This window comes from Nocardia yamanashiensis NBRC 100130, from assembly GCF_001613325.1.
GTDB classification, from domain to species: Bacteria; Actinomycetota; Actinomycetes; order Mycobacteriales; family Mycobacteriaceae; genus Nocardia; species Nocardia yamanashiensis.
Genome location: NZ_BDCD01000011.1, coordinates 255091 through 281031 on the forward strand (window position 1 = coordinate 255091; position 25941 = coordinate 281031).

Here is a 25941-nt window from a genome sequence, read left to right on the forward strand (position 1 = left end):
GGACATGCGGACCCGTTTACCTAGACTGGTCCGCATGAGCGCAGCTACCGCCGACTTGATGGATTACTCCGACGTCATCGACAGGTACGAGCCGGTGCTGGGTATGGAGGTCCACGTCGAGCTGGGTACCGCGACCAAGATGTTCTGCGGCTGCCCGACCGAGTTCGGCGCGGAGCCCAACACCCAGGTGTGCCCGGTATGCCTGGGCCTGCCGGGCTCGCTGCCGGTGGTGAACGAGAAGGCCGTGGAATCGGCCATCCGGATCGGGCTCGCGCTGAACTGCTCCATCACCCCGTGGGGGCGGTTCGCGCGCAAGAACTACTTCTACCCGGACCAGCCCAAGAACTACCAGATCAGCCAGTACGACGAGCCCATCGCGACCGACGGTTACCTGGACGTGGTGCTCGACGACGGATCGGTCTTCCGGGTGGATATCGAGCGGGCGCACATGGAGGAGGACACCGGTAAGTCGCTGCACGTCGGCGGCGCGACCGGCCGAATCCACGGCGCCTCGCATTCGCTGCTGGACTACAACCGCGCGGGCGTGCCGCTGATCGAGATCGTCACCAAGCCCATCACGGGTGCGGGGGAGCGGGCGCCGGAGGTGGCGCGCGCCTACGTGACCGCGCTGCGCGAGGTGCTCAAGTCCCTCGACGTCTCCGACGTGAAGATGGAGCAGGGCTCGCTGCGCTGCGACGCCAACGTCTCGCTGATGCCCAAGGGCGCCAAGGTGTTCGGCACCCGCACCGAGACCAAGAACGTGAACTCGCTCAAGAGCGTCGAGGTCGCGGTGCGCTTCGAGATGCGCCGGCAGGGCGCGGTGCTGGCCGCGGGCGGCGAGATCATCCAGGAGACCCGGCACTTCCACGAGGCCGACGGCTCCACCTCCTCCGGCCGGATCAAGGAGACCGCCGAGGACTACCGCTACTTCCCGGAGCCGGACCTCGAGCCCATCGCGCCCGACGCGGCGTGGGTGGAGGAACTGCGCGGCACCATTCCGGAGTACCCGTGGCTGCGCCGGGCCCGCATCCAGTCCGACTGGGGCCTGTCCGACGAGGTGTTCCGCGACCTGGTGAACGCGGGCGCGCTGGACCTGATCATCGCGACCGTCGACGCCGGTGCCTCGGTGGACGCGGCGCGGTCCTGGTGGGTCGCCTACCTGACCGAGAAGGCCAAGGAGCGCGAGGTCTCGCTCGAGGACCTGCCCATCACGCCGAAGCAGGTCGCCGAGGTGGCGGGGCTGGTCGAGGCCAAGACCATCAACAACAAGGTGGCCAAGCAGGTCGTCGACTTCGTGCTGGCGGGCGAGGGCGAACCGGCACAGATCGTCGAGGCCAAGGGGCTCGGCATGGTCAGCGACGATTCCGCGCTGCAGGCCGAGGTCGAGAAGGCCCTGGCCGCCAACCCGGATATCGCCGACAAGATCCGCTCCGGCAAGGTCCAGGCCGCCGGCAAGGTGGTCGGTGACGTCATGAAGGCCACCCGTGGCCAGGCCGACGCCGCCCGCGTGCGGGAACTGGTGCTGGCCGCCTGCGGCGTCAGCGAATAAGGGCCGAAACAGCACTGTGGCGCACGGCGGTTGCCGTGCGCCACAGGCGTTTTCCGAGCGTGCCGGTTACGCGCTGCCCCAGGACTGCAGCAGGTAGGTGATATTCGCGGTGATCGAGGTGATCACGTCGGCGAAATTCAAAGCGGCCGAGCCCAAGTCGACGCTGCCCATGTTTCCTCCAAGTTGCTAACTGTTTGCCGCTCTACCGTGGCACAGCGCGGAGGGATCGTAAACATGGGCATTTAACCCTGTTCGGTGTTGGTACCGGTGGGTGTCCGGCGCGCACCGCCCGGGGTTTGCCGAAAGCCGCTGCTAGTCCGGCCCGTTGCCCTGGCCGCCCTGCGGGTTGACCGAAATCCGCACCACGCGATCGTCGTACTGATTGGGCTGCCCGTCGGTCTTGTTCACCGTGGACACCCAGACGATGCCGTTGCCCGCCGGGGACGCGCCGTCCAGCCGCCCGTACTTGTCCTGCGCCAGCAGCGACGGGGCCGCCGTCACCGCGTGGGTGTTCTTGTCCGCCAAGGCCAGTGCCAGGGCTTTCTGATTCGTCAATGCGATGGCCACGCCGTCGGTCGCCGCCGCGCACCCCGCCACGCCCGGATGGTCCTGCCAGGTCCAGGCTTTGGTGATCGACCCGTCGGGGGCGATGCGCTGCAATCGATCCTCGGTGGCGGTGCGGTCGGTGACCCAGATGCTGTCCACGTGGTCCGAGCACACCCCGCCCGCGACGCCGATACCGCTGGCCATCACCTCGGGGGCGGCGCCCGGGGCGGTGTCCAGGCCGAGCAGCTTGCCCGCGAGCGAGCCGTTGTCGGCGGCCGCTCCCGGATTGCCGGCATCACCGGTGAGCACCAGCATCTTGCTCCCGGTGTGGAAGTCGAGGGACCCGCGATTACCGGTGGCGCCCTTCGGAATCCCGGTGAGCACCGGCTTCGGCGCGCCGCCGTTCTCGGTGGACAGCCGCACCACCCGGTTGTCGCTGCCGGTGGTGATGTAGGCGTAGATCAGCCCGTCCTCGGGGTAGCTGGGGGACAAGGCCAGCGCGGTCAGCCCGCCGTCCCCGCTGCCGTCCACGTCCAGCCGGGCGATCTCGATCGGATCCGGCGGCGCCCCTTCGTCGGTGGCCTCCACCTTCAGAATGCGACCGGTCAGCCGCTCCGCCACCAGTCCGTGGACGCCGTCCGGCAGCACCACCACCCCGCCGGTGGTGTCCAGGCACGAGATCACCACGGCCGTATCCGGATCCACGCACGGCAGATCCGGGCGTTTGGCGGAGGTCGGCGGGGCCTTGGAATCCTTGGTCTCCGGTTCCGCGTCCTGCCAGCTCGGCTCGGTGGTGAACGGGCTCGACGCGCGATCGTCGAAACGTCCGCAGCCGGACAGCAGTACCGCGCCGAGCGTCACACCCAGCACGACCCTGCGTGCGCCCACCCCGATCCGGCCCGCGGCAACCAAACTCATGGTTGAGACGTTACGGAAAACCCGCCGCCTCCGCTCGAACGGGGGTCGGCCATCCTCCGACAAGCCGCAAACGCGACATGGACACGCCCGCCGACTGTCGTGTGGATAACGCTCCGGGCGCATACTCTGACCCGCGTGACTGAGAAGCCGAACGAGCCGTCCGCAGGTGCGGGGGGCGCCGACACGCCCGCGCCCAAGCCGGTGGGTGAACCGGTCCGCAGTCCCTTCGACTCGCCGACCGAAGTGTTCGCCACGTCCTCCGTCAAGGAGGAGGTCACCACCCCCGACCTGACCAAGGACACGCCGGCCCCGGCGTCCGCGGACGTGCCGCGCACCGACGAGGAACTGGGCCTGGATCCCGAGGTGCCGCTGTACTCGGAGCTGAAGAACTCGATCCCGCGCCAGGCCGACACCAAGGCCAGCACGCCCGATCCGGCGGCCCCGACCTATGCCTTCGCCAGCATCCCGCCCGCGCCCGCGGTCCCCGCCGACGGGTCCTCGCGCTTCCGGCGCGGCGACGACCGGCGCGGCACCCTGGATCTCGGACTCCTGTTGCTGCGCTTGGTCATCGGCGGCACCTTCATCTACCACGGCCTGCAGAAGGCGACCGGCTGGTTCCATGGGCCGGGCCTGGACGGCATCAAGACCGCGATGGAGAACGGCGGCTGGAAGCACGTCGACATCTCCGCGCCGCTGCTCATCGCGGGCGAGCTCGGCGGCGGCATCCTGGTGGTGCTCGGCCTGGCCACCCCGCTCGCGGCGGGCGCGGTGCTGGCGGTCATCCTCGACGCCTGGATGTGGAAGCAGGGCATGGTGCCCGGGTTCCAGTATTCGGCCAAGGCGAATTCGACCGAGCTGGAATCGATTCTGGCGGGCATCGCCACGGTGCTGATCCTGACCGGTCCCGGCCGGCTGTCCTTCGATCGCAATCGCGGCTGGGCGACCCGGCCGTTCCTGGGATCGCTGGCAGCGCTGGTCGCCGCCGTCGCGGCCGCCATCCTCACCTATATCTATCTGCACGGCGGCAACCCGCTGACGGGCATCGGTCCCTTCGACTGACGAACTGCCCCCCGAAATACCAAGCGGCCGGGATGATCCGATGATCATCCCGGCCGCTTCGTCTGTGTACCGGACGCTCCGGTAAGGGGGTCAGCGGGGGTTCACCCCCGCGACCCGTTTCTCACCATTCGGTGGAGTTGAACCGCTGCCACTCGTCGAACGTCTCCTGATGCAACCGCATCACTTCGCTCGATTTCATGTCGATCTGCTGGTTCAGCAGCGCGCGATGCGAGGCGATCTGCGCCAATTCGCCCGGCTCCGCCATGATTTCGGCGGAATCCAGCTCCCGGCTCTGCGCGGCCAGTTCCTCGGCTTCGGCCAGCAGCACCTTCGCCTGCGCATTGCGGGCATCGCCGCGTTCCAGCATGGCGGTGTATTCGGCAAGCATGGTGTCCGTCTTGCCGACGTATTCGATTGTCATTCCCCTGCTCTCTGTCTACGGCACGCGCCGCACTGCACCCTTGTCGGCCGACGTCGCCAGCGCGGCGTACGCGCGCAGCGCCGTGGTAACGGGCCGTTCGCGGTGCGCGGGCTGCCAAGGCCGCTCGGACGCTTCCATTTTGCTGCGTCGCTCCGCGAGAACCGCATCGGGGACCAGCAATTCGAGCGCGCGGGTGTGCACGTCGATGCGGATACGGTCGCCGTTCTCGATCAGGCCGATGGCGCCGCCGCTGGCCGCCTCGGGCGAGATATGCCCGATGGACAGGCCCGACGTGCCGCCGGAGAAGCGGCCGTCGGTGATCAGCGCGCAAACCTTGCCGAGCCCCGCGCCCTTCAGGAATGCGGTGGGGTGCAGCATTTCCTGCATGCCCGGGCCACCGGAGGGACCCTCGTAGCGGACCACCACCACATCGCCCGGCTGGATCTTCTTGCCGAGGATGAGCGAGACCGCTTCCTCCTGGGATTCGACCACCACGGCCGGGCCCTCGAAGGTGAACAGGTCCTCGTCGATGCCCGCGGTCTTGAGGATGGCGCCGTCCGGGGCGATATTGCCGCGCAGCACGCACAGCCCGCCTTCGACGGTGTACGCGTGCTCGATATCGCGAATGCAGCCACCGGCCTGGTCGGTATCGAGGGAGGACCAGCGGTTCTCGGTGGAGAAAGGCACGGTGGTGCGCACCCCGCCGGGCGCGGCGTGGAACAGCTCGACGGCTTCCTCGGAAGCCTTGCCGGAGCGGATGTCCCAGGTGTCGAGCCATTCGTCGAAGGACTTGGTGTGCACGGTGGTCACATCGGTTTCGAGCAGCCCGGCGCGGCGCAGCTCACCGAGGATGGCCGGAATGCCGCCGGCCCGGTGCACGTCCTCCATGTGGTAGTCGGAGTTCGGCGACACCTTGGACAGGCAGGGCACGCGACGGGAGATCTCGTCGATGGACTGCAGATCGAACTCGATCTCGCCCTCCTGCGCGGCGGCCAGGGTGTGCAGCACGGTATTGGTGGAACCGCCCATCGCCACATCGAGGGCCATGGCGTTGTGGAAAGCCTTGACGTTGGCCACGTTCCGCGGCAGCACCGAGGCGTCGTCGTCGCGGTACCAGCGGTTCGCGATATCGACGATGACCCGGCCGGCCTTCTCGAACAGCGCCCGGCGCGCGGCATGGGTGGCCAGGGTGGAGCCGTTGCCCGGCAGCGACAGCCCGAGCGCCTCGGTGAGGCAGTTCATCGAGTTGGCGGTGAACATGCCCGAGCAGGAACCGCAGGTCGGGCAGGCGGACCGCTCGACCTCGCTGAGCCCGTCGTCGGACACGTTCGGCGAGGCGCTCGCCGAGATGGCGGTGATGAGGTCGGTCGGAGCCTGCGCCACGCCGCCGACCACCACGGCCTTACCGGCTTCCATGGGACCGCCGGAGACGAACACGGCGGGGATGTTCAGGCGCATCGCGGCATTGAGCATGCCGGGAGTGATCTTGTCGCAGTTGGAGATACACACCAGCGCGTCGGCGGTGTGCGCGTTCGCCATGTACTCCACCGAGTCGGCGATGATCTCGCGCGAGGGCAGCGAGTACAGCATGCCGCCGTGACCCATGGCGATGCCGTCGTCCACGGCGATGGTGTGGAACTCGCGCGGCACGCCACCGGCGGCGCGAACCGCCTCGGCCACGATCTCGCCGACGTCCTTCAGGTGCACGTGGCCCGGTACGAACTGGGTGTAGGAGTTCGCGATGGCGACAATCGGCTTACCGAAGTCGGAGTCGGTGAGGCCGGTCGCGCGCCAGAGCGCGCGAGCGCCCGCGGCATTGCGTCCGGCGGTGGTGGTGCGTGAGCGAAGCGGTGGCATGATTCCTCGGGTTTCGTCGCAGGGGGGCTGTCTGGCGACTGCGCCGATGTGATTCGGCGGCCAGTCCACGTTACTCCCGTGCTCACCCCGCAATTACCGCCGGTAGCAACCTCGCGCACCCCGAACTACGGTGTGTCGCCCTCGGGCTTGGTCTCCGCGGCCGCTTCGTCCTCGTCGTCCGCGTCCTCCGGCTCAGCGAACGGATCCGGGATTCGCCCGCCGGATGCTGCGACCAGATCCGCGAGCCGGTCGTAGCCGACAGCGGGCAAAGTCACATTCGTGTCATCGCTCAGGTGCAGCTGGAGGAACCCGCGCTTCGGGATGCGCAGCCCCCGCACCTGGTCCCAATCGAGGTGGCGCGTGGAGAACATCGAGCGCACATCGATGCCCTTCGCGGACACGGTGGTCCGCACCCGCTCGACCCAGATCGCCGCGGCGATCGGGATCGCGAACAGGATCCACAGCACCTTCGGGGCCCCGAAGAACGGGAAGGCCACCGAGAAGAGCAGCAGAAACACCCCCAGGTGCGCCAGCCGGGGGAGGCGGATCACGCGACCCGCGTCCGATTCCGGCGCGGCGGTATGGGACGATCGAGCAGGTGGCACGGACTGATGCTGTGAGGACACACCCATATCCTCGCATCATGGTGAACGGACCCGAACAACCGCACTGTCTCACATAATGGGACCCAATTGGTCAGAAGTTTGACTGAACGACCCACGCGCACATACCGTCGAGCGCGTGAATCGATTCGAGTTGCTCGTAATCGGCCGGCGCGTCCAGCGCTAGAGCCGACGACTGTAGGTCTATTACGTCAGCTCGCAGCTGCGACGCGCCACCCTCGAACAGCCTTGCGCTGTCGGGGGCTTTTTTGTGTTCAGGCAAGTCTCATGGACTGGAACGACAAGCAGTAAGGAACCAAGACGGTGAGCGCACCTACCGCCCGGCCCGGGCCCTCGGCCCGCAGGCCCGCGCCTTCGGCTACTCAGCCGACCGCGGCTCCGGCCGCGACCCCGAATCGTCGCCAGGTCCCGCCCGAGCGGGTAACCGGCGCGCAATCGGTCGTCCGTTCGCTCGAGGAGCTCGGCGTCGACACGGTATTCGGTATTCCGGGCGGTGCGATTCTTCCGGTCTACGACCCGCTTTTCGACTCGGTCAAGGTCCGCCACGTGCTCGTGCGGCACGAGCAGGGCGCGGGTCACGCCGCGACCGGCTACGCCCAGGCAACCGGCAAGGTCGGCGTCTGCATGGCCACCTCCGGTCCGGGCGCGACCAACCTGGTGACCCCGATCGCCGACGCCCAGATGGACTCGGTGCCGCTGGTGGCCATCACCGGTCAGGTCGGCCGTTCGCTGATCGGCACCGACGCCTTCCAGGAAGCCGATATCTCGGGCATCACCATGGCGTGCACCAAGCACAACTTCCTGGTGACCGACCCGATCGACATCCCGCGCATGATCGCCGAGGCCTTCCACCTGGCCTCCACCGGTCGCCCGGGCGCGGTCCTGGTCGACATCCCGAAGGACGTGCTGCAGGCGCAGACCACCTTCTCCTGGCCGCCGGAGATGAAGCTGCCCGGCTACCGTCCGGTCACCAAGCCGCACGGCAAGCAGGTGCGCGAGGCCGCCCGCATGATCATGGACGCCAAGGCGCCCGTGCTCTACGTCGGCGGCGGCGTCATCAAGGCCGATGCCTCGGCCGAACTGCTGGAGCTGGCCGAACTGACCGGCATCCCGGTGGTCACCACCCTGATGGCGCGCGGCGCGTTCCCCGACACGCACACCCTGAACATGGGTATGCCGGGTATGCACGGCACCGTGGGAGCTGTTGCGGCGCTGCAGAAGTCGGACCTGCTGATCACCCTCGGCGCGCGTTTCGACGACCGCGTCACCGGTCAGCTGGACTCCTTCGCGCCCAATGCCAAGGTCATCCACGCCGATATCGACCCGGCCGAGATCGGCAAGAACCGCCACGCGGACGTGCCGATCGTGGGCGACTGCCGCGAGGTCATCACCGAGCTGATCGAGACCCTGAAGGCCGACCCGGCCGCGCAGGGCAAGCAGCCGCTGCTGGAGCTCACCGAATGGTGGGGCTACCTCTCGGGCGTGCGCGATCAGTACCCGCTGGGCTGGAAGACCCCGTCCGACGGTTCGCTGTCGCCGGAATTCGTGATCGAGAAGCTGGGCGAGCTGGCCGGTCCGGATGCCATCTACTGCGCCGGCGTCGGCCAGCACCAGATGTGGGCCGCGCAGTTCATCAAGTACGAGAAGCCGCGCACCTGGCTGAACTCCGGTGGCCTGGGCACCATGGGCTACTCGGTGCCGGCCGCCATGGGCGCCAAGATGGGCATGCCGGACCGCGAGGTCTGGGCCATCGACGGTGACGGCTGCTTCCAGATGACCAATCAGGAACTGGCCACCTGTGCCGTCGAGGGCGTGCCGATCAAGGTCGCGCTGATCAACAACGGCAACCTGGGCATGGTCCGGCAGTGGCAGACGCTGTTCTACGAGCAGCGCTACTCCAACACCGACCTGGGCACCCACACCCTGCGCATCCCCGACTTCGTGAAGCTCGCGGAAGCCCTGGGCTGCCACGGCATTCGCGTGGAGAAGGAAGAGGACGTGGAGGCCGCGATCCGCGAGGCGCAGGCCATCAACGATCGTCCCGTGGTGATCGACTTCATCGTCGGCAAGGACGCGCAGGTGTGGCCGATGGTCGCCGCCGGCACCTCCAACGACGAGATCATGGCCGCCCGCGGCATCCGCCCGCTGTTCGACGACGACGAGTCGATCGCCGAGCCGGCCATCATCCACGAGGCCATGTCGCACGAGCAGGCCAGTGTGACCGCCCACGAGCGCGCCGCCCAGAAGGGGACCGAGGCATGAGCACCACCCACACCCTCTCCGTGCTGGTGGAGGACAAGCCGGGCGTGCTGGCGCGCGTGGCATCGCTGTTCTCGCGCCGCGGGTTCAATATCGAGTCCCTGGCCGTCGGCGGCACCGAGATCCCCGAGATCTCGCGCATGACCATCGTGGTCACGGTGGAGGATCTGCCGCTCGAGCAGGTCACCAAGCAGCTCAACAAGCTGGTGAACGTCATCAAGATCGTCGAGCAGGACACCGAATCCTCGGTCGCCCGCGAGCTGATCCTGGTGAAGGTGCGCGCCGACGCCAGCGTCCGCACCCAGGTCATCGAGGCCGTGAACCTGTTCCGCGCCAAGGTGATCGACGTGTCGCCCGATGCGCTGACCATCGAGGCCACCGGTACCCGCTCCAAGCTCGACGCCCTGCTGCGCATGATGGAGCCCTACGGCATCCGTGAGATCGTGCAGTCCGGTGTGGTCGCCGTCGGTCGTGGACCGAAGTCGATCACCGCAACTCGCTAGTAACAGGCCGCCGCGGCGGCCCCGGCCCCGTCATCCCGGCATGCTTTTGGCCGGGATCCACCGAAGCTTTAAACACAGAATCCAGAAGGAGAACCCAAAGTGGCAGTCGAGATGTTCTACGACGACGACGCTGACCTGTCGATCATCCAGGGCAAGAAGGTCGCGGTCATCGGCTACGGCAGCCAGGGCCACGCCCACTCGCTGAGCCTGCGCGACTCCGGCGTCGACGTTCGTGTCGGTCTCGCCGAGGGTTCGAAGTCCCGCCCGAAGGCCGAAGAGGCCGGTCTGACCGTCGGCACCCCCGCCGAGGTCGCCGCCTGGGCCGACGTGATCATGGTGCTGGCGCCCGACACCGCGCAGGCGTCGATCTTCACCAACGACATCGAGCCCAACCTGAAGGACGGCGACGCGCTGTTCTTCGGCCACGGCCTCAACATCCACTTCGGTCTGATCAAGGCTCCGGCCAACGTCACCGTCGCCATGGTCGCCCCGAAGGGCCCCGGCCACCTGGTGCGTCGTCAGTTCGTCGACGGCAAGGGCGTTCCGGCCCTGATCGCCGTGGACCAGGACCCGACCGGCAACGGCCAGGCCCTCGCGCTGTCCTACGCCAAGGGCATCGGCGGCACCCGCGCCGGCGTCATCAAGACGACCTTCAAGGAAGAGACCGAGACCGACCTCTTCGGTGAGCAGGCCGTGCTCTGCGGCGGCACCGAGGAACTGGTCAAGACCGGTTTCGAGGTCATGGTCGAGGCCGGCTACGCCCCCGAGATGGCCTACTTCGAGGTGCTGCACGAGCTCAAGCTGATCGTCGACCTGATGTACGAGGGCGGCATCGCCCGCATGAACTACTCGGTCTCCGACACCGCCGAGTTCGGTGGCTACCTGTCGGGCCCGCGCGTCATCGACGCCGGCACCAAGGAGCGCATGAAGGACATCCTGAAGGACATCCAGGACGGCACCTTCGTCAAGCGCCTCGTCGCCAACGTCGAGGGCGGCAACAAGGAGCTCGAGGGTCTGCGCAAGGCCAACGCCGAGCACCCCATCGAGGTCACCGGCGCCAAGCTGCGCGGCCTGATGAGCTGGGTCGATCGCCCGATCACCGAAACCGCCTAAGGTTTTGATGCGAAAAGGCCCGGCATCCTTTGGATGCCGGGCCTTTTCACGTGCCGGGGGCCGGTGGGTTTCACGAGCTGCCGAATGCGCCCCGGGGCACCGCGTTCCGCCACCCGTCGCGGTCTCGATCGCGATCATTGTTGTGCCGCCGATTGTCCCAGCGGTTCCAGCGGTCGTACGAGTAGTCGTCGTCCCATACGCCGTGATGCCCCGGCCGGGCGATGTCGGCGGCGCCCGGTTCGGTCAGCGGCACCTCTGCCGTTGCCGGAACGCTCACCGCCGCAAGCGGAATCGCGACCAGCAGGCCCGCGGCGGCCGCCTTGACGAAGAGCTTTCGAGGAGTCGATTTCGCAGCTTTCATACCGGCGACTCTGCCCGATCCTCGGCGTGAAAGACCATGGTGCTGCCACGAATACGGTGAAAGATCAGGGTGCGGTAGTCCTCCGGGATGAGGTGCGCACCAGGGTGATCCCGATGGCCAGCAGGGCCAGATACGCGAGCCCGCCGACGGTGGCGGTGGTGCCCCAGCCATTGGCGGCGTAGAAGTTCGCGGGGGTGTTCCCGAAGAACAGCGACGGCACGAACAGCAGGTTGATCACCGCGAGGGCGTAGGTCATCCGGGCCGTCCAGGCGGGGAGCAGCCGGGTCCGGAGCACGGCGAATCCGATGCAGGTCCAGAAGAGCGCCTCCAGTATCCGGGAGATGCTGCCGTACAAGATGTAGGTGCCGCTGACGGCGATGGTCGGATCGATGTCCACGTCCGACTGGATGGCGGCCCCGGTTTCCAGTCCGACGCCCACGAAAGCCATTGCCATCCAGAGTGTTCCGGCGGTCGCGACCAGTGCGCCGATGAAGTCGAGCTCGGGGTCGGCTCGTTTCACCAAGTACCCGAACCCGGTGATGAAGACGACCGTCATCGTCATGCCGATCAGTGCGAACAGCGTGCGGGTCAGGATGTTCCAGTCGGGCGGCGGGCCGTCGTAGACGAAGTACAGGGGGAGTACGACGAAGGTGCAGGCGGCGCCGATGACGGCGGCTGTTCCGGTCACCCGGCGAAGCGTTGGCGTGTCCATGGCGGCAATAGTATAAGACTTATACTATAAGGGGTATGTTAAAGTTTCCGGTCAGGTATTCCCGCTGATCGGAGGTGGTTTGTGGCGGACCGGAAGCGGCCCGACGACCTGGCGCGGCTGTGGCGGGTGCAGACCGGCTCGGGGCTGGGCCGCCGCGCGGAACTGGACGTCGATCTGGTGGTCGCCACGGCGGTCGAATTGGCCGACGGTGCGGGGCTTTCGGGTGCGACGCTGCCCAAAATTGCTGCGGCGCTGAGTGTTACGCCGATGTCGCTCTACCGGCACATCGGCTCGAAGGATGAGCTGGTGGGTCTGATGGCCGATGCCGCGTTCGGCCCCGCGCCCGAACTCGCGGCCGGCCCGTGGCGTCCGGCCCTGACCGGCTGGGCGCTGGCGCAGCGCGAGGTCTTCGACCGGCACCCGTGGCTGGCTCAGCTGCCGGTCAGTGGCCCGCCCCGCGGTCCCCATGCCATCGCCTGGATGGACGCGGGCCTGCGCACCCTGCGCGCGACGGAGCTGGACTGGCCCGCCAAGATCGGCGTCATCACCGTCGTCGGCGGCTATGTCCGCCAGGCGTACGTCATGCATCGGCAGCTGACCGAGAGCTGGAACGCCGCCGCCGTCACCGAAACCCAGGCGCTGCGCGACTACACCGCCGACCTGACCGGCCTGGTCGATCCGGCTCGATTCCCCGACGTCGCAGCGCTATTGGCCTCGAATGTGTTCGATGCTGTTCCACCCCAACCAGATTCGGCCGAAGGCGATTTCACCTTCGGCCTGAACCTGGTCCTCGACGGCGTCGCGGCCGAGGTGGAACGCACTCAGTAGTGGGTGCCGCCGTCGATGCGGATCTCGGTGCCGGTGATGAACGCGCCGTCATCGGAGGCGAGCATGGCGACCACACCTGCCACGGTGTCGGGGGAGGCGAAGCCCTGCCCGATGCCGGGCGCGAGCTTCATGAACAGCGACAGATCGGCGTCGGCGGGCAGACCCGGGCCGCGGCCGTCGGTCATATCGCTGGAGATGGACCCCGGCGCGACCGCGACCACGCGCAGCCCCTGCTTGGAGTACTCGGCCGCCAGCGCATGGGTCATGGACATGATGCCGCCCTTGGACGCCGCGTACGCCGACATGTACGGGTGCGCGAAGAACGCCGAGGTGGAAGTGAAGTTGACGATCACGCCCTTGTCGGAGGCCAGCAGCGCAGGCAGCGCCTCGCGGATCATCAGGAAGGTGCCGGTCAGGTTCACCGTGATGATCCGGTTGAAGTCTTCCAGGGGCATCTCGTGGGTGTGCGCCGAGCGCAGGATGCCCGCCGCGTTGATCAGCGCATCCAGCCCGCCGAGGGTCTGAACCGCCTGCGCCACACCGGCTTTCACCGATTCCTCATCGCCGATGTTCACCGCCACGGTGCTCAGCCGATCGCCATTGCCCTGCTCGGCGGCCTGCTTGGCGGTCTCGGCCAGCCCCGCCTCGTTGATATCCGCCGCGACGACCTGCCCGCCCTCGCTGAGAATGCGATGCACGGTGGCCCGCCCGATTCCCGAACCCGCACCGGTGATGAGTACCCGGCGATCGGTGAAACGCTCCATTGCGACCTCTCCTAACTGGTTCTTCAGCCTCTACCTGACACGCTACGCCTACATGGCACAACGTGCCATAGTGGCATCCCATCGACTAGGATCGTCTTCGAAACCGCAGCTCACAGGAGGCGAAGTGCCCGCAACCCACACCCCGCGCCTCACGCTGGCCGAGCGGCGCAAAGCCGAAACCCGCCTGGACATCGCCCGCACCGCCGCCCGCCTCTTCGCCGAACACGGCACCTCGGCCGTCACCGCCGAACAGATAGCCGCCGAATCCGGCATCGGCCTGCGCACCTTCTACCGCTACGCCCGCACCAAGGAAGACGCCGTCGAACCGATGCTCGCCGCCGGCGCCCAACGCTGGCTGTCCGCGATCGCATCGGGCCCCCGCCGTCTCCCCACCCCCGCCGAACTGGAATCCGCCGCCGTCGCCTCCATGACCACCGACGGTGCCGACGACGACCTCGAAATCACCCGCGGCCTGCTCCGCGCCATGGACGGCGATCCGGCCCTGCGTGACGTCTGGCATCGCATCAACATGAATGGCGAGCGCGAATTGCGCACTGTCCTAGCCGATTTGGCCGGCCCCGACGCCGACCCCATCCGCGTGCGCCTGCTCGCTGCCGCAGCCGCCGGCTCCATCCGAATCGCCCTGGAGCAGTGGGCCGCCACCGATCCTCCCGCCGATCTTCCCGCCGCCCTCGTCTCCCGCTGCCTCCGCGCCCTCGCCGCCGGAATCTGATCGGCGTTTTGCCACGCCCGTGAGCCCTACCCGGCGCTAAGGTGTCGAACGGTCGCCCGGCGACTTCTCGGCTACCCCGTTTCGCACCCGAACCCGGAGGTTGTGTTGCGCCGTATCTGGAGTCGCCTCGCCCCACCCCTGGCAGCACTCACCGCCCTACTCCTCACCGGCGCGACCGCCACCGCGGAACCAACCCAACTCCCCGTCAACTACTCAGTCCTGCAATGGTTCTCCGACACCAACAACGCCAAACCTCCCTACACCCCACCCGGCGGCAACGACTGGTCCTGCACCCCCACCGCAGCCCACCCCCGCCCCGTGGTCCTGGTCCACGGCATCACCGGCAACGGCGCCGGCTGGCCCGCCATGTCCCCCCTCCTGCACAACAACGGCTACTGCGTCTTCTCCGTCACCTACGGCATCTACCCCGGCCAAGGCGGTCCGATAGCCGGCATGGGCGGCCTCGAACCGATCCCCCAGTCCAGCACCGAATTACGAGACTTCGTCAACAAAGTCCTGGCCGCGACCGGCGCCGAAAAAGTAGACCTCCTCACCTGGTCCGAAGGCACCCTCGTAGGCGCCCACTACCTCCTCTTCGACGGCGGCAACAAACTCGTAGACCAAACCTTCAACCTCGTCCCCATCTGGGCCGGCACCCACGCCGCCGACCCCATAGTCAACGCCGCCTACGGCCTGGGCGTCCAGGATTCGGTCTTCACCGCCCTCCGCCCCCTCTGCCAGGGCTGCATAGACATGCTCCCCATCTCCCCCTTCATCCAAAACCTCCAAGCCGCAGGCGTTTACGCCCCCGAAGTCCACTACACCAACCTCGCCACCCGAGCCGACACCGAAGTAGTCCCCTACACCAGCGGCCTCCGCGAAGCCCCCAACGCCACCAACATCGTCCTCCAGGACGTCTGCCCCGTGAACTTCGCCGGCCACAACAGCGTCTCGGTAGACCCCACCGTCGCCGCGCTGATGCTCAACACCTTCACCCCCGGCTCCGTCTCCGAGATCCCCTGCGCCCCTAGCCCGACCCCCTACATCTGAGCGCCAAAGCATGGGAATCGGTCACCGAATCGGTCAATCCGGTCACCGGCGTAACAAGCCGTTCCACACCGCGAATCATTCGCTAAAGTTCTCACCCGATTCTCGTACACAGGGGTGGTCATGGCGGATGCGTGGAAGTTCGATGTCCCGACAGTCGGGAGCAAACACCTTCCACCGGACCCGCGCTACATGGAAGCCCTGACCAGTCAGGGCTACGGCTTCGAAGCCGCCGTCGCCGACCTCGTCGACAACTCCATCGACGCGGGCGCGAAAGACGTTGTCATCCATTTCCTCCGGGATGGGGACCGGCTGGTCAGTTTGCTGATCATCGACGATGGCGCGGGCATGACCGAGGAAGAGCTCGACGTGGCGATGACCGTCGGTGGTCGGCGGGACTATCGGCCCGGGGCGCTGGGTATGTTCGGCACCGGTCTCAAGTCGGCGTCTTTGAGTCATGCGCGGGCGGTGACCGTGACGAGCCGTACCCGCGGTACCCGGCCCGCGGGGCGTCGCTGGGACATGGAGCACGCCAAGAACGGGTTCGAGTGCGACATCGTCGATCCCGTGTACGCGCAGTCGCTGATCGACCGCTATGCCGGCAATCCGATCATGTGGCAGGGCACTGTGATTCGCTGGGACGAGGTCAAGGATTTTCCGCGCAATGGCGGGCCCGAGCAGACCGAACGCTATTTGGCGCGCACCATCAGCAAGCTCGGTATGCATCTCGGGTTGCAACTGCACCGGTATCTGGCGCGCGGTGATTTCAACATCACCATCGCGGTGGAGGACATCGGCACCGGACAGGTGGTGATGGAGTTCGGTGTGCTGCCGGTGGATCCGTTCGCCTATCCGGTAACCGGTAACCCGACCTATCCGCGCACCTTCAAGGTCGAACTGCCCTCGGTCGGCACGGTGCCGATGCACGCCCACATCTGGCCGCCGAAGTCTTCGCTGGCGCAATTTCGCGGCATCGGTGCGCTGTCCGAAACTCAGGGCTTCTACCTGTATCGCAACGACCGTCTCGTGCAGGCCGGCGGCTGGAACAACTTCCGGCAGCCCGAGGCGTATCTGTCCCTGGCGCGTGTCGCGGTCGAACTGCCCGCAGTGGCCAGCGATGTCTTCCGGCTGACTGTCAAGAAGGACGGCGTAGAGGTATCGCCGGAGTTCGTATCGGCGCTCGAACGTGCGACCGACGACACCGGAACCGCATTCCCGCAATTCCTGTCAGAGGCGGACGCGGCGTACCGTGAGGCGCGCAAACGCGCTGGGGTGGAGCGTAAACCGGTCATTGCGCCCGGGGACGGCTTCGATCCGGGCGTTCGCGAGGTGATCGCGGAGGAACTGCCGGTGCTGCCGGGTGAGGATCCGATCACGATTGCCTGGCAGCCGTTCGAAGACGACGCCTTCTTCGAATTGGATCGCGAAGGCCATCGCATTCTCCTCAATCAGCGGTACCGCGCCGCGGTACTGGGCGGTCGCCGCGGTCGTCTCGACGACGCCCCGATGATCAAGTCCCTGCTCTTCCTGACCGTCCACGAACTTTTCCAGCGCGAACGCTTCGGCCCGCGCGACCGCGACAATCTGCAACTGTGGCAGTCGGTGCTGGTGGCTGCCGCCCGCGCCGAGATGGATCGCCTCGGCGATCGGGATGAGGAATGACCGTGCAGCACTTGCATTCCGTGGACGCCGCACCCCGCCTGGCCCTGCACCACGCGGTGCTAGCGGATATGGCGGGCAGCAAGCCCAAGCGCCTGGTGCGTGCCATGCAGTACCAAGCCGACGATATCGATGGCGCGGACCCGTACGCCTCTGAAGCCGATTTCCAGCAAGCCCTGCGCGTCGCGGATCCCGGCGATCAGCTGTTCGAGATGTGGCGAAAGCAGCTGGCCCAGTGGGATTTCGCGGAGTCGCCCGCATGGACCACGACGGATGCGCGGACCGAACAGCGCCGCGTCGCCGTCTACGCGGCCTTGGCCATCGAGGTCGAAACCGCCAAACTGCTCGATGCCGCCTGCCCGGTGTCGCTGGCTGCCGCACCGGTCGTGATCAGCAAGGAGTTCAAGCCCTGGCGTACAACGGATTCCCGGCTGGGCCGTGATTGGTACTGGCCGCGATACAGCGAGTTGCTGGCGAGCAAAGGCTGGCCACAGGATGCGGTGGCGGCCCTCGACATCGCGTCGGAGAGCGTCGTCGAACGCCTCGCCGATCCGACTCGCTCCGACGCCTACCAGTCCAAGGGCTTGGTCGTCGGCTACGTCCAGTCCGGTAAGACCGCGAACTTCACCGGTGTCATCGCCAAGGCCGTCGACGCCGGCTACCGGCTGATCATCGTGCTCGGTGGCACGCTGAATCTGCTCCGCGATCAAACTCAGCGCCGTCTGGACAAGGAGCTGGTCGGCCGCGAGAACATCCTCCGCGGTGCCAGTGAATTCGAATCCGACTACTACGACGACCCGGAATGGATCCAGCGCAAGTTCGTCGAATTCGGCAGCATGCCTTCGGCTCTCGGCGGCATCGACATCGTCCGCCTGACCACCCGTTACGACGACTACAAAGCGCTCCTGCAGGGCATCGTCGCCCTCGAATTCGAGAAGCAGGAACCCGCCCTTCCGCTGTACGACGCCCGCAATCTGCATCGGTCGGCGGCGCGGCTGATGGTGGTCAAGAAGAACAAGACGGTCCTCACCAAGCTGGTCAAAGACCTCAAGAAGATCCCGACGCCGCTCGACGAGATTCCCGTCCTGATCGTCGACGACGAATCCGACGAAGCCTCGGTCAACACCTCCCGCCCCAAACCGGATGCCGAGCGCACGGCGATCAACCAGAAGATCTCCGAACTCCTGGCCCTGCTGCCCCGTGCCCAATACGTCGGTTACACCGCTACCCCGTACGCGAACGTCTTCATCGACCCCAGTGATACCGCCGACATCTTCCCGAAGGACTTCATCATCTCCCTCCCGCGCCCCGAGGGCTATATGGGCGCCGCCGACTTCCACGATCTCGACACCGAAGACCTCGACGGCGAACGAACTTTCGCCAACTCCAACGAACTGGCTCACGTCCGCGACGTCATAGTCGAAGACGAAGACGACACCGAACCCCTCGAACGCGCCATCGACATGTTCGTCCTCGCCGGCGCCATCAAGCTGTACCGCCAAGAAGTAGACGGCCTGGGCGACAACTACTTCCGCCACCACACCATGCTCATCCACGAATCCAACTGGGTCGAGGTTCACCGCGAACTCAGCGGCAGGGTCAACGAACTATGGTGGCGTGCAGGCTATTCCAGCGCCAGAGGCCACGAACGCCTCCGAACCCTCTTCGAATCCGACGTAGCGCCGGTCTCCACCGCCCGTGCCGCCGACTTCTCCGTCCCACCTTCCTACGAAGCTTTGCAACGCTGGGTAGGCGTAGCCGTCCAGAACATCAGCGGCGACCAGAAACCCATCCTCGTCATCAACGGCGACAAAGATCTCAACGATGACGCCGACTTCGACCGCCGCTCCATCTGGAAAATCCTCATCGGCGGCCAGAAGCTCTCCCGCGGATTCACCGTAGAAGGCCTGACCGTCTCCTATTTCCGCCGCCGCTCCGCCAACGCCTCCGCCCTCATGCAAATGGGCCGCTGGTTCGGGTTCCGCAAGGGCTACCAGGACCTCGTCCGGCTCTACATCGGCCGCGAAGAAGAACACGGCCGCCATGGCATCGACCTCTACAAGGCATTCGAAGCTGTCTGCATGGACGAGGAAACCTTCCGCAGCGAGCTCGAGCAATACGCCGTCATGGTCGACGGCCGCCCGCAGGTTACTCCCGCCCAGGTCCCCCCACTGGTATCCCAGCACCTCCCAACGTTGAAGCCGACCAGCCCCAACAAGATGTACAACGCCAAGCTGGTCGAAATCCGCTCACCCGGCCGCTGGCAAGAACCCTCCGCGTATCCTCTGGCCGCGTCCGACCTCCGCTACAACACCCAGCTCTGGTCCCCGATCTTCGACCAGCTATCGGAAACCCCAACAACTTTCGAATACCTCTTCGGCGAGGTAGGCGGCCGCCACCGAGTCCACGCCCACACCTGCCTGATCCCCGCCGACGAAATGATCGACATCCTCGCCCGCCTACGCTGGCACGCCCCGGGCCAATTCGTCCCGCATCTCGAATATTTGAACTCGATCAGTCACGTTGGTCAGAGGGAAGTCGACGACTGGGTGGTCTTCGCTCCTCAAGCCGTTCGAGGCGCTCCGAAGCCAATAGTCCTCGGCCCCAGCGGGAGGGCTTTCACTCGTTTCGAACGAATCCGTAGCCGCGACCCCCTCTTCGGCGCCATCAGCTCCCAACCTCATCGCACCATCGCGCTACGGATATCCGGTTCACTCCCGCATTCTGGCGACTCGAATACTGAATCACTGGTCGGAGATCGTCGGGGCGTTCTGATGCTCTATCCGGTCCTTGAACCGAAATTCGCCGCTGATGTGACCTCCGACGGCCGCACGGACTACGGAAAACTGGTAGTTGGATTCGGGTTCGTAGCACCCGCCTCAGCTCGCGGCCTGGATGACCGCACCGTCCGGTTCACCACCATCGACTCCTCGGATCAGGCGATTGTCGAGGTTGACGACGCGGGGTAGTGCGCCGCCAGGCGAATCGATTGTCATCTATCTATGAAGAATCCGAGAGGCAAGCATGTCGATTTCCGACAGCAGCTCGGACGGCGGCAGGCCTAGGTCGAGCGCGTGGCAATAAATGGTGATATCCGCTCGCACGATCGTGTGCGTTCGTTCCGGCTCCTGCCCTTTCGCATAAATCAAGTGCCCTTCCTTGAGACCGAGGGCAGAGCAGTACGCGAGCATCTGGTACAGGTCTGCTTCGGGGAACGTCTTCGACTTCTGAGACTTGTACTTCGCGTCGACGACTGCTACTGGCTCGCCACCCGCGTCGATCCAGACGAGATCCGGCTTGAGTTTCACGCATTTCTCGATATCCAGATGAAAAACCGATTGTAGCCGGGCGCTTCCGCCGTATTGTTGCATCGCCGTGCTCAGGGCACCGGTGACGAAGTCCTCGTATACCTTCCACATATCGAACAGGAATCCGGATACGGCGAGAGATCCGACGCCTTGGTCGAAGGAGCTGTTGTCGAGGATGACCTGCGCCAAGCGCAAGGCATCGTGGTATCTCGTGTTGATCCGGCTGAGCGTGACCTTGGGATGTGGATGGCTTTTCGAGACAAGAGTGACGTCATCCAAGGTCACTCTGATCCGCGACAGTCTCCTGCGGACTTCGGGGCGGATGTCAGGCAGTGCGAGCAGTCGCAGCGTCGCCAACAGTAGAAGTTGGTTGTCGACCGTGTCCATCGTGTAGTCGTCGTATTCGACCGCGATCGGCAGCGGCAGCCCGTAATTTCGAGTCAGCTGCTCACGGAACCGGATTCGCCCGCGCAGCATCGGAATGGAATCGGTTGTGGCCCGGTATCCCCGCCCGACACCCCGCTCGATCGCCTTGTCCGCCAACCGGACGAATGACTCGGCGACAGCGGGGTACAGGCCATCCGACTTCTCCAGTCGGACGAACTCGTCGCGCCAGATCGCCGGATTCGAGGAGTAGCCGATGAAGAACAGGATCCGCTGCAGCTCAGTGATCTTGGGGCGAATAGTGAGCTGCAACGAGCCGACCTTGATCGATCCGACTTTGCGGAGCGCTTTGACCGAGTAGTCGCCGGACGGCCTCGCGGTGATTTCGACGCATTTCAACGCGCGCAGCGCATTCAGTTGGTCATTTGTGAGCGCAATCAGTCGCGGATCGCCATGCTCTGTCAGCTCCACGAGACCGCGCCTCACTCCTCGCCATCGGCGGTCACCGGATCACCCACGCGCTCACGAATCTTGCTCAACGAGTACGTCTCCTGCACGTCGACCCCGCTGTCTCCGAAGTGGTACTCCTCGAGCAGCGGCAATACCTCTGTCGACCACACGATGTCCATACCTTTTCGCGACGTGGCGTAAGGGCGCATGAAGAACGACGGACCGATCTTGAAGTCCTCGTCGAGGATGAGCTCGTTCAGCTCCTCGACGATCGCGGCGACAACACGCGGCTCGTTGTTCCGTTTGAGCCACTCGCGAAGCATCCCCTTCGTGGGTTCCTTGGACGGGTGCAGATGCACGAACCTGAAACGGCGCCGCATTGCCGTGTCTACCAGTGCCACCGAGCGGTCCGCCCGGTTCATGGTCCCGATTATCAAGACGTTCTTGGGTAGCGTGAACATCTCGGTCTTGTCCGAATAGAGCAGATTGATGCTTTCGTCGCGATACTCCAGGAGGTAGTAGAGCTCGCCGAAGATCTTGGATAGGTTTCCGCGGTTCACCTCGTCGATGATCAACGCGTATAGGTTTTCCGGGTCCTTGCGTGCGTCGTCGGCGATCCTGCGCAGCGGGCCGCGATGAATGTCGTAGGCGATCTGGCCGTTCTCGGTTTCGACTGGCCTGAATCCCTCGAAGAAGTCCTCGTAGGAATAGGTCGGGTGGAACTGCACCATCTTGACGTGCTCTTTGCCGCATAGGTGATTGGCGAGCGCTTTGGCCAGGTAGGTCTTTCCCGTTCCCGGGGGTCCGTAGAAGATCAGTTGTGGGCGTTCGCGAAGCAGATCGATGCACTCTTGGAGCCAAGCCTTGGGCATGTACAACTCTGTCGCGAGCTCGTCGGTCGCCGGCATGAATTCCGGCGCGACGTCGGCGGTCGGAGTGGGTGCCGGCTCCTCGGCTTGGGCCAAAGCATGCCGCGGACGCCACGCGAATCCGAATGCCTCGCTGAGGATCCCGATCAGCTCGGCGGCATTCTGGCGGTCGAGTTGCATCGACTGGCTACTCTTCGGAGCCGACTGTCGCTGCTCCGATCCGAAGGTCGACAGATGGACCAACGTCGAGCCGTCCGGGGCGTCGATGACCTTGTACTGACAGGTGACCGCATCTTCCATCTTGTGTGCACGCACGTTCTGGGTGCTAGGAACGATCTCGCGAATGCGGGCCATACTGGTCTCCCTCCCTAACCATGAATCTCGGTCGAACTGGACCGTGAAGCACCAGCCTGCCGGTGGGTATTCTCCGATCGGGCCGATTCGATCATGATTTCAGACTAATCGCGGCCTCCGACAGGTTTGGGATTCCGACGCGATTCGCTAGCGTGAGCTATGGCTGCTCAACTGGAACCGCCGGTCATCCACGGTGTGCGACGGCATGTTGTCGAGGCGCGCGGAGTCCGATTCCTTGTCACTGAATCGGGAAGCGGAACACCAGTTCTCGCGCTACATGGATGGCCACAGCATCACTACGCATACCGCGATCTGCTCGCGAGTCCACCGGTTGGCCTTCGGATCATCGTGCCGGATCTGCCCGGGTATGGGTGGTCGGGGGCTGCGCCGCATCGGTGGGGGAAGGAGGATGTCGCGAGTGATGTTCTGGCGCTGATGGATGCGTTGGAGTTGGACGAGGTGATTTTGGTTGGGCATGACTGGGGCGCGTATCTCGGGTATCGGATGGTGTTGCGGGAGCCGGAGCGGTTTCGGGGGTACTTGGCGCTGAATATGGCGCATCCGTGGGTGCCGGCGAAGACGATGGCTCGGCATGCTTGGCGGTTCTTGTTGTATCAGCCGTTGGTGGCGAGTGTGGGGGTGCCGTTGCAGCGGCGGACTCGGTATTTGGAGTGGTTGTTCGGGAGGGGGTCGGAGGTGGATCTCGAGACGGTGCGGGTTTATTCGGAACGGTTTCGGGATCCGGTGGTGGCTCGGGCTGCTACGGATACGTATCGGACGTTTTTGTTGCGGGAGGTGCCTCGGGCGGTGCGGAGTCCGGAGGCGGGGCGTGCGGTGGTGCCGATTCGGGCGGTCTTCGGGGTGGAGGATGCGGCGATTCATGTGTCGTTGGCGGCGGCGGAGACGGCGCGGGCGGATGACTATCGGCTGGAGACTGTGGGGTGTGGGCATTTCATTGTGGATGAGCGGCCTGAGGTGGTGAGGGCGGCGTTGGTGGGGTTGGTGAGCGAGACGGCGGGGTGAGGTTGGAGTTTTGCTCCGCTTTGGCGGCGGTTTTGTCGGGAAACCGATTGGGGGAGGGGGAAAGTGGAGGAAAACTCCAGGTTAGGGCTTCCAGCGGTTGTGCCTTCTGCGGCGGATGACTGTGGCGGCTTCGTCTGCGCAGGTGTTCAGGGATTGGAAGATGTCGGCGGCTGCGTAGCGGAGGACGAGCCAGCCGGCGAGTTGTAAGTGGTTTTGGCGGCGGCGATCTTGGCGGAACACTGCGGGGGCGCTGTGGAATTCGCGGCCGTCTATCTCAATGATGGTGCGGGAGCGTTCGTCTGCGAAGTCGGCGTAGTAGTTGCCGATGGGGTGGTTTGCGAGGAGGTGGAGGCCGCGGTCGTGGAGAGCTCTGGCGAAGAGGCGTTCCGGTTCGGAGGCGAAGCGGGTGGCGGCTGCTCGGAGTTGCTTTGCGAGGGTGGAGGAGCCGCGGAGGTGGGAGGTGGAGAGGGTGAGGAGGGAGTGGGCGGTGGTGTGGTCGATGTGGTGGTCGATCAGGGCGTTTGCTTCTGAGTGGGGGAGGGAGTTGAGGCAGTCGAGGAGGGTGAGCGGGGGTGCGGTGATGGGGAGGTCGTCGAATTCTGTTATCCAGGCGGCGTCCAAGGTGCGGCGGTGGAGGCGGAGCCATTCGGGGGTGGCGCGGCGCGTTTCCTTGGGGACGGTGGCGTCGATCAGGGGTGGTTCGGGGAGCATGCCTTGGAGCCAGGCGGCGGTGGTGTGGGAGATGATGGCGGTTGGGAGCCAGGCGATTACGGCTTGCGTCTTGGTGAGCAGGGATGGGGTGCCGGTGCTGTAGACGCCGGGGAGGATTTGGATGTAATAGCCGCTGCGGCAGCGGGCGTGGATGGTGCTGGATGGGATGCCGTCGGCCAGCAGTTGGGCGCGGGTGCGGATCACATGTCGAGGGTGGCAGAGCCGGCCAGGTAGGTGAGTTCAGCGACCTGGGGTTACAGGTGGGGTGTGGATACGTCTTCAGTTGTGGAATTCGATTGGGTCGCAATGAATTCATCGATGGTGGCGAGGGTGTAGTCGCCGTGGTCGGTGCCGAGGCCTTGGGCTACGAAGGCAGCGGTGGCGAGGCCGAGGTGGACGGCGGCGGGGAGGTCGCGGCCCAGGGATACGGCGCGGAGGAAGCCGGCGGAGAAGGCGTCGCCGCAGCCGGTGGTGTCTACGACCTTCGTCGGGTAGGCGGGGAATTCTCGGATGTGGTTGGGGGAGGAGAGGAGGGCGCCGTGCGGGCCTCGGGTGATGGCGAGGACGCCGACGCCGGCGGAGTGGAGGATGTGGCAGGCGGCTACAAGATCGGTGGCACCGGTGAAGCCCAGGGCTTGGTCTTCGTTGGGGAGTAGGTAGTCGAGGTGAGGGAGGGCGGGGGCGATGGCATCCAAGGAGCCGAGGGAGCCGGGGGCCAGGAGGTCGGCGGAGGTGGTGAGGCCGGATGCTTTGGCTTGCTGGAGGATTCGTGCCGCGTTGGGGGCGCCGAGGAGCTCGGGGCCGCCGAGGTGGAGGTGGGTGGCGGTGGTGAAGGCGGACCAGTCGATGTCGGCGGGGGCGTAGAAGGGGTTGGCGCCGAGTAGGTGGAGGGTGGGGCGGTCGCCGTTGGGGTGGATGGGGAGGACGGTGGCGGAGGTGGGGATTTCGGGTTTGCGGACCACCAGGGAGGTGTCGATTCCGTAGCGGTGCAGGAGGTTCAGTAGCAGGTCGCCGGTGGGGTCGGTGCCGATGGCGCCGGCGGTGCGGACGGCGGCGCCGAGTTTGGACAGGACGACGGCGGTGCCCGCGGCGGTGCCGGCGGGGGACATGCGGATGGTTTCGACCAGGGCGGTTTCCTGGCCGCGGGGGAGTTCGGAGACGGGGTGGACGAGGATGTCGAGGACGTGGACGCCCATGGTGATCACGTTCATTGGTGGTCCTTGGTGAGCGGTTTGGGGGTGCCGTAGCCGGTGCGGAGGGCTATTTCGATGACGGCTTGTTGCTGGGACGGAGTCAGGGGGCGGGGCGTCCCCAGCACGGCGGCGTCGAGGTATAGGGCGCAGGCCCATTCGAGGAGGAGCGCGTTTTCCACGGCTTGGTCCAAGGTCGAGCCGAGGGTTACCGCGCCGTGGTTGGCGAGGAGGGTGGCTTGTTTCCCGGTGGACAGCGAATCCAATACGGCCCCAGCCAGTTCGGGGGTGCCGAAGGGGTGGAAGGGAACCACGGGGGTCTCGCCGCCCAGGGCGAGCTGCTGGTAGTGCAGGACGGGCAGTTCGGGCAGCACGCACCCGATGGCGGTGGATTTGGGGGCATGTGTGTGGACGATCGCGCCGGTAGGAAGGGTGCGATAGATGCCCAGGTGGAGTTGGAGTTCGGAGGTGGGGGCGTAGTCGCCGGAGATTGCGGCGCCGTCGAGGTCCACGAGGGTGACCTGGGCGGGGGTGAGGTCGGCGAGGGTGGCGCCGGTGGCGGTGACGGCCACGAGGTCGCCCAGGCGCAGGCTGACATTGCCGGCGATGCCGATGAGAAGACCGGCAGCGGCGAGGCGGTGGCAGGCCTCGGCTACGCGTTGGCGGTCGGCGAGCGCTGGGGTGGGCATGCGGTTAATGT

23 protein-coding genes are annotated in these 25941 nt (G+C 65.9%); 11 read left to right on the forward strand and 12 right to left on the reverse strand.

Translation table 11 applies throughout. The features are described 5' to 3' along the window. Positions 1-34 precede the first annotated feature (34 nt). Positions 35-1549: an Asp-tRNA(Asn)/Glu-tRNA(Gln) amidotransferase subunit GatB gene (gene gatB, locus NY1_RS11790; protein ID WP_067711115.1), complete on the forward strand. Its 1515-nt coding sequence runs from the start codon at positions 35-37 to the stop codon at positions 1547-1549. Positions 1550-1861: 312 nt separating this feature from the next. On the opposite strand, the gene NY1_RS11795 is transcribed toward gatB, so the two are convergent. Then, the gene (locus NY1_RS11795) at positions 1862-3013 is read right to left on the reverse strand and encodes a PQQ-dependent sugar dehydrogenase (protein WP_067711117.1); all 1152 of its coding nucleotides are present in this window, start codon (positions 3011-3013) and stop codon (positions 1862-1864) included. Between the two features lie 135 nt (positions 3014-3148). On the opposite strand from NY1_RS11795, the gene NY1_RS11800 reads away from it, so the two are divergent. After that, complete coding sequence (locus NY1_RS11800; protein ID WP_067711119.1) at positions 3149-4072, forward strand: DoxX family membrane protein; 924 nt, start codon at positions 3149-3151, stop codon at positions 4070-4072. 121 nt (positions 4073-4193) lie between these two features. Here the strand turns inward: NY1_RS11800 and NY1_RS11805 are convergent, their stop codons facing one another. The 3 genes from NY1_RS11805 to NY1_RS11815 all read right to left on the reverse strand — a co-directional run bounded on the left by NY1_RS11805 (position 4194) and on the right by NY1_RS11815 (position 6955). After that, positions 4194-4493: a hypothetical protein gene (locus NY1_RS11805; RefSeq protein WP_067711121.1), complete on the reverse strand. Its 300-nt coding sequence runs from the start codon at positions 4491-4493 to the stop codon at positions 4194-4196. A gap of 15 nt (positions 4494-4508) precedes the next feature. Continuing rightward, positions 4509-6350, reverse strand: a complete 1842-nt coding sequence (gene ilvD / locus NY1_RS11810) for a dihydroxy-acid dehydratase (protein ID WP_067711123.1) — start codon at positions 6348-6350, stop codon at positions 4509-4511. Positions 6351-6475: 125 nt separating this feature from the next. Further along, a complete protein-coding gene (locus NY1_RS11815; RefSeq protein WP_233434291.1) occupies positions 6476-6955 on the reverse strand; it encodes a PH domain-containing protein in 480 nt (159 codons plus the stop codon). A 321-nt stretch (positions 6956-7276) separates the two neighbouring features. Here NY1_RS11815 and NY1_RS11820 point away from each other — a divergent pair, with 321 nt between their 5' ends. The 3 genes from NY1_RS11820 to ilvC all read left to right on the forward strand — a co-directional run bounded on the left by NY1_RS11820 (position 7277) and on the right by ilvC (position 10848). Beyond that, entirely contained in the window at positions 7277-9235 is a 1959-nt protein-coding gene (locus tag NY1_RS11820) for an acetolactate synthase large subunit (protein WP_067711127.1), read from the forward strand. Then, positions 9232-9735 (forward strand): acetolactate synthase small subunit, encoded by a 504-nt coding sequence (gene ilvN, locus NY1_RS11825; RefSeq protein WP_067711128.1) that lies wholly within the window; start codon positions 9232-9234, stop codon positions 9733-9735. Before NY1_RS11820 ends, ilvN begins: the two co-directional genes overlap by 4 nt. A 111-nt stretch (positions 9736-9846) precedes the next feature. After that, entirely contained in the window at positions 9847-10848 is a 1002-nt protein-coding gene (gene ilvC / locus NY1_RS11830) for a ketol-acid reductoisomerase (protein WP_174567179.1), read from the forward strand. Positions 10849-10918: 70 nt separating this feature from the next. On the opposite strand, the gene NY1_RS11835 is transcribed toward ilvC, so the two are convergent. Together NY1_RS11835 and NY1_RS11840 are read right to left on the reverse strand one after the other, a co-directional pair. Further along, positions 10919-11209, reverse strand: a complete 291-nt coding sequence (locus tag NY1_RS11835) for a hypothetical protein (protein ID WP_067711132.1) — start codon at positions 11207-11209, stop codon at positions 10919-10921. A gap of 64 nt (positions 11210-11273) precedes the next feature. After that, positions 11274-11921, reverse strand: a complete 648-nt coding sequence (locus NY1_RS11840; protein ID WP_067711133.1) for a hypothetical protein — start codon at positions 11919-11921, stop codon at positions 11274-11276. Positions 11922-12002: 81 nt separating this feature from the next. On the opposite strand from NY1_RS11840, the gene NY1_RS11845 reads away from it, so the two are divergent. Continuing rightward, the gene (locus tag NY1_RS11845; RefSeq protein ID WP_067711135.1) at positions 12003-12749 is read left to right on the forward strand and encodes a TetR/AcrR family transcriptional regulator; all 747 of its coding nucleotides are present in this window, start codon (positions 12003-12005) and stop codon (positions 12747-12749) included. Here NY1_RS11845 and NY1_RS11850 read toward each other — a convergent pair. Next, a complete protein-coding gene (locus tag NY1_RS11850; protein ID WP_067711137.1) occupies positions 12743-13513 on the reverse strand; it encodes an SDR family NAD(P)-dependent oxidoreductase in 771 nt (256 codons plus the stop codon). The genes NY1_RS11845 and NY1_RS11850 overlap by 7 nt on opposite strands. Positions 13514-13637: 124 nt before the next feature. Between NY1_RS11850 and NY1_RS11855 the strand changes: the two genes are divergently transcribed. From NY1_RS11855 to NY1_RS11870, 4 genes are all read left to right on the forward strand, one after another. Then, positions 13638-14246: a TetR/AcrR family transcriptional regulator gene (locus tag NY1_RS11855; protein ID WP_067711140.1), complete on the forward strand. Its 609-nt coding sequence runs from the start codon at positions 13638-13640 to the stop codon at positions 14244-14246. A gap of 105 nt (positions 14247-14351) precedes the next feature. After that, complete coding sequence (locus NY1_RS11860; RefSeq protein ID WP_169815338.1) at positions 14352-15296, forward strand: lipase family alpha/beta hydrolase; 945 nt, start codon at positions 14352-14354, stop codon at positions 15294-15296. A 120-nt stretch (positions 15297-15416) separates the two neighbouring features. After that, a complete protein-coding gene (locus NY1_RS11865; RefSeq protein ID WP_067711142.1) occupies positions 15417-16955 on the forward strand; it encodes an ATP-binding protein in 1539 nt (512 codons plus the stop codon). Next, positions 16952-19921 carry a Z1 domain-containing protein gene (locus NY1_RS11870; protein WP_233434292.1) on the forward strand — a complete coding sequence of 990 codons (2970 nt, stop codon included), beginning with the start codon at positions 16952-16954 and terminating at the stop codon, positions 19919-19921. The genes NY1_RS11865 and NY1_RS11870 overlap by 4 nt, the downstream gene beginning before the upstream one ends. 27 nt (positions 19922-19948) lie before the next feature. Here the strand turns inward: NY1_RS11870 and NY1_RS11875 are convergent, their stop codons facing one another. Further along, positions 19949-21115 (reverse strand): McrC family protein, encoded by a 1167-nt coding sequence (locus NY1_RS11875; RefSeq protein ID WP_157762163.1) that lies wholly within the window; start codon positions 21113-21115, stop codon positions 19949-19951. 11 nt (positions 21116-21126) lie between these two features. Continuing rightward, positions 21127-22317, reverse strand: a complete 1191-nt coding sequence (locus NY1_RS11880) for an McrB family protein (protein WP_067711146.1) — start codon at positions 22315-22317, stop codon at positions 21127-21129. Between the two features lie 159 nt (positions 22318-22476). Between NY1_RS11880 and NY1_RS11885 the strand changes: the two genes are divergently transcribed. Continuing rightward, positions 22477-23340 carry an alpha/beta fold hydrolase gene (locus NY1_RS11885; protein ID WP_067711148.1) on the forward strand — a complete coding sequence of 288 codons (864 nt, stop codon included), beginning with the start codon at positions 22477-22479 and terminating at the stop codon, positions 23338-23340. A gap of 81 nt (positions 23341-23421) precedes the next feature. On the opposite strand, the gene NY1_RS11890 is transcribed toward NY1_RS11885, so the two are convergent. From NY1_RS11890 to NY1_RS11900, 3 genes are read right to left on the reverse strand one after another with little or no spacing between them, the layout of a single operon-like run. Next, positions 23422-24255: a DUF559 domain-containing protein gene (locus NY1_RS11890; RefSeq protein ID WP_084534875.1), complete on the reverse strand. Its 834-nt coding sequence runs from the start codon at positions 24253-24255 to the stop codon at positions 23422-23424. 50 nt (positions 24256-24305) lie between these two features. Beyond that, positions 24306-25262: a carbohydrate kinase family protein gene (locus NY1_RS11895; RefSeq protein WP_067711149.1), complete on the reverse strand. Its 957-nt coding sequence runs from the start codon at positions 25260-25262 to the stop codon at positions 24306-24308. After that, positions 25259-25930, reverse strand: coding sequence for a class II aldolase/adducin family protein (locus tag NY1_RS11900; RefSeq protein WP_067711151.1), 672 nt, complete (start codon positions 25928-25930; stop codon positions 25259-25261). Before NY1_RS11900 ends, NY1_RS11895 begins: the two co-directional genes overlap by 4 nt. Positions 25931-25941: the final 11 nt, after the last annotated feature.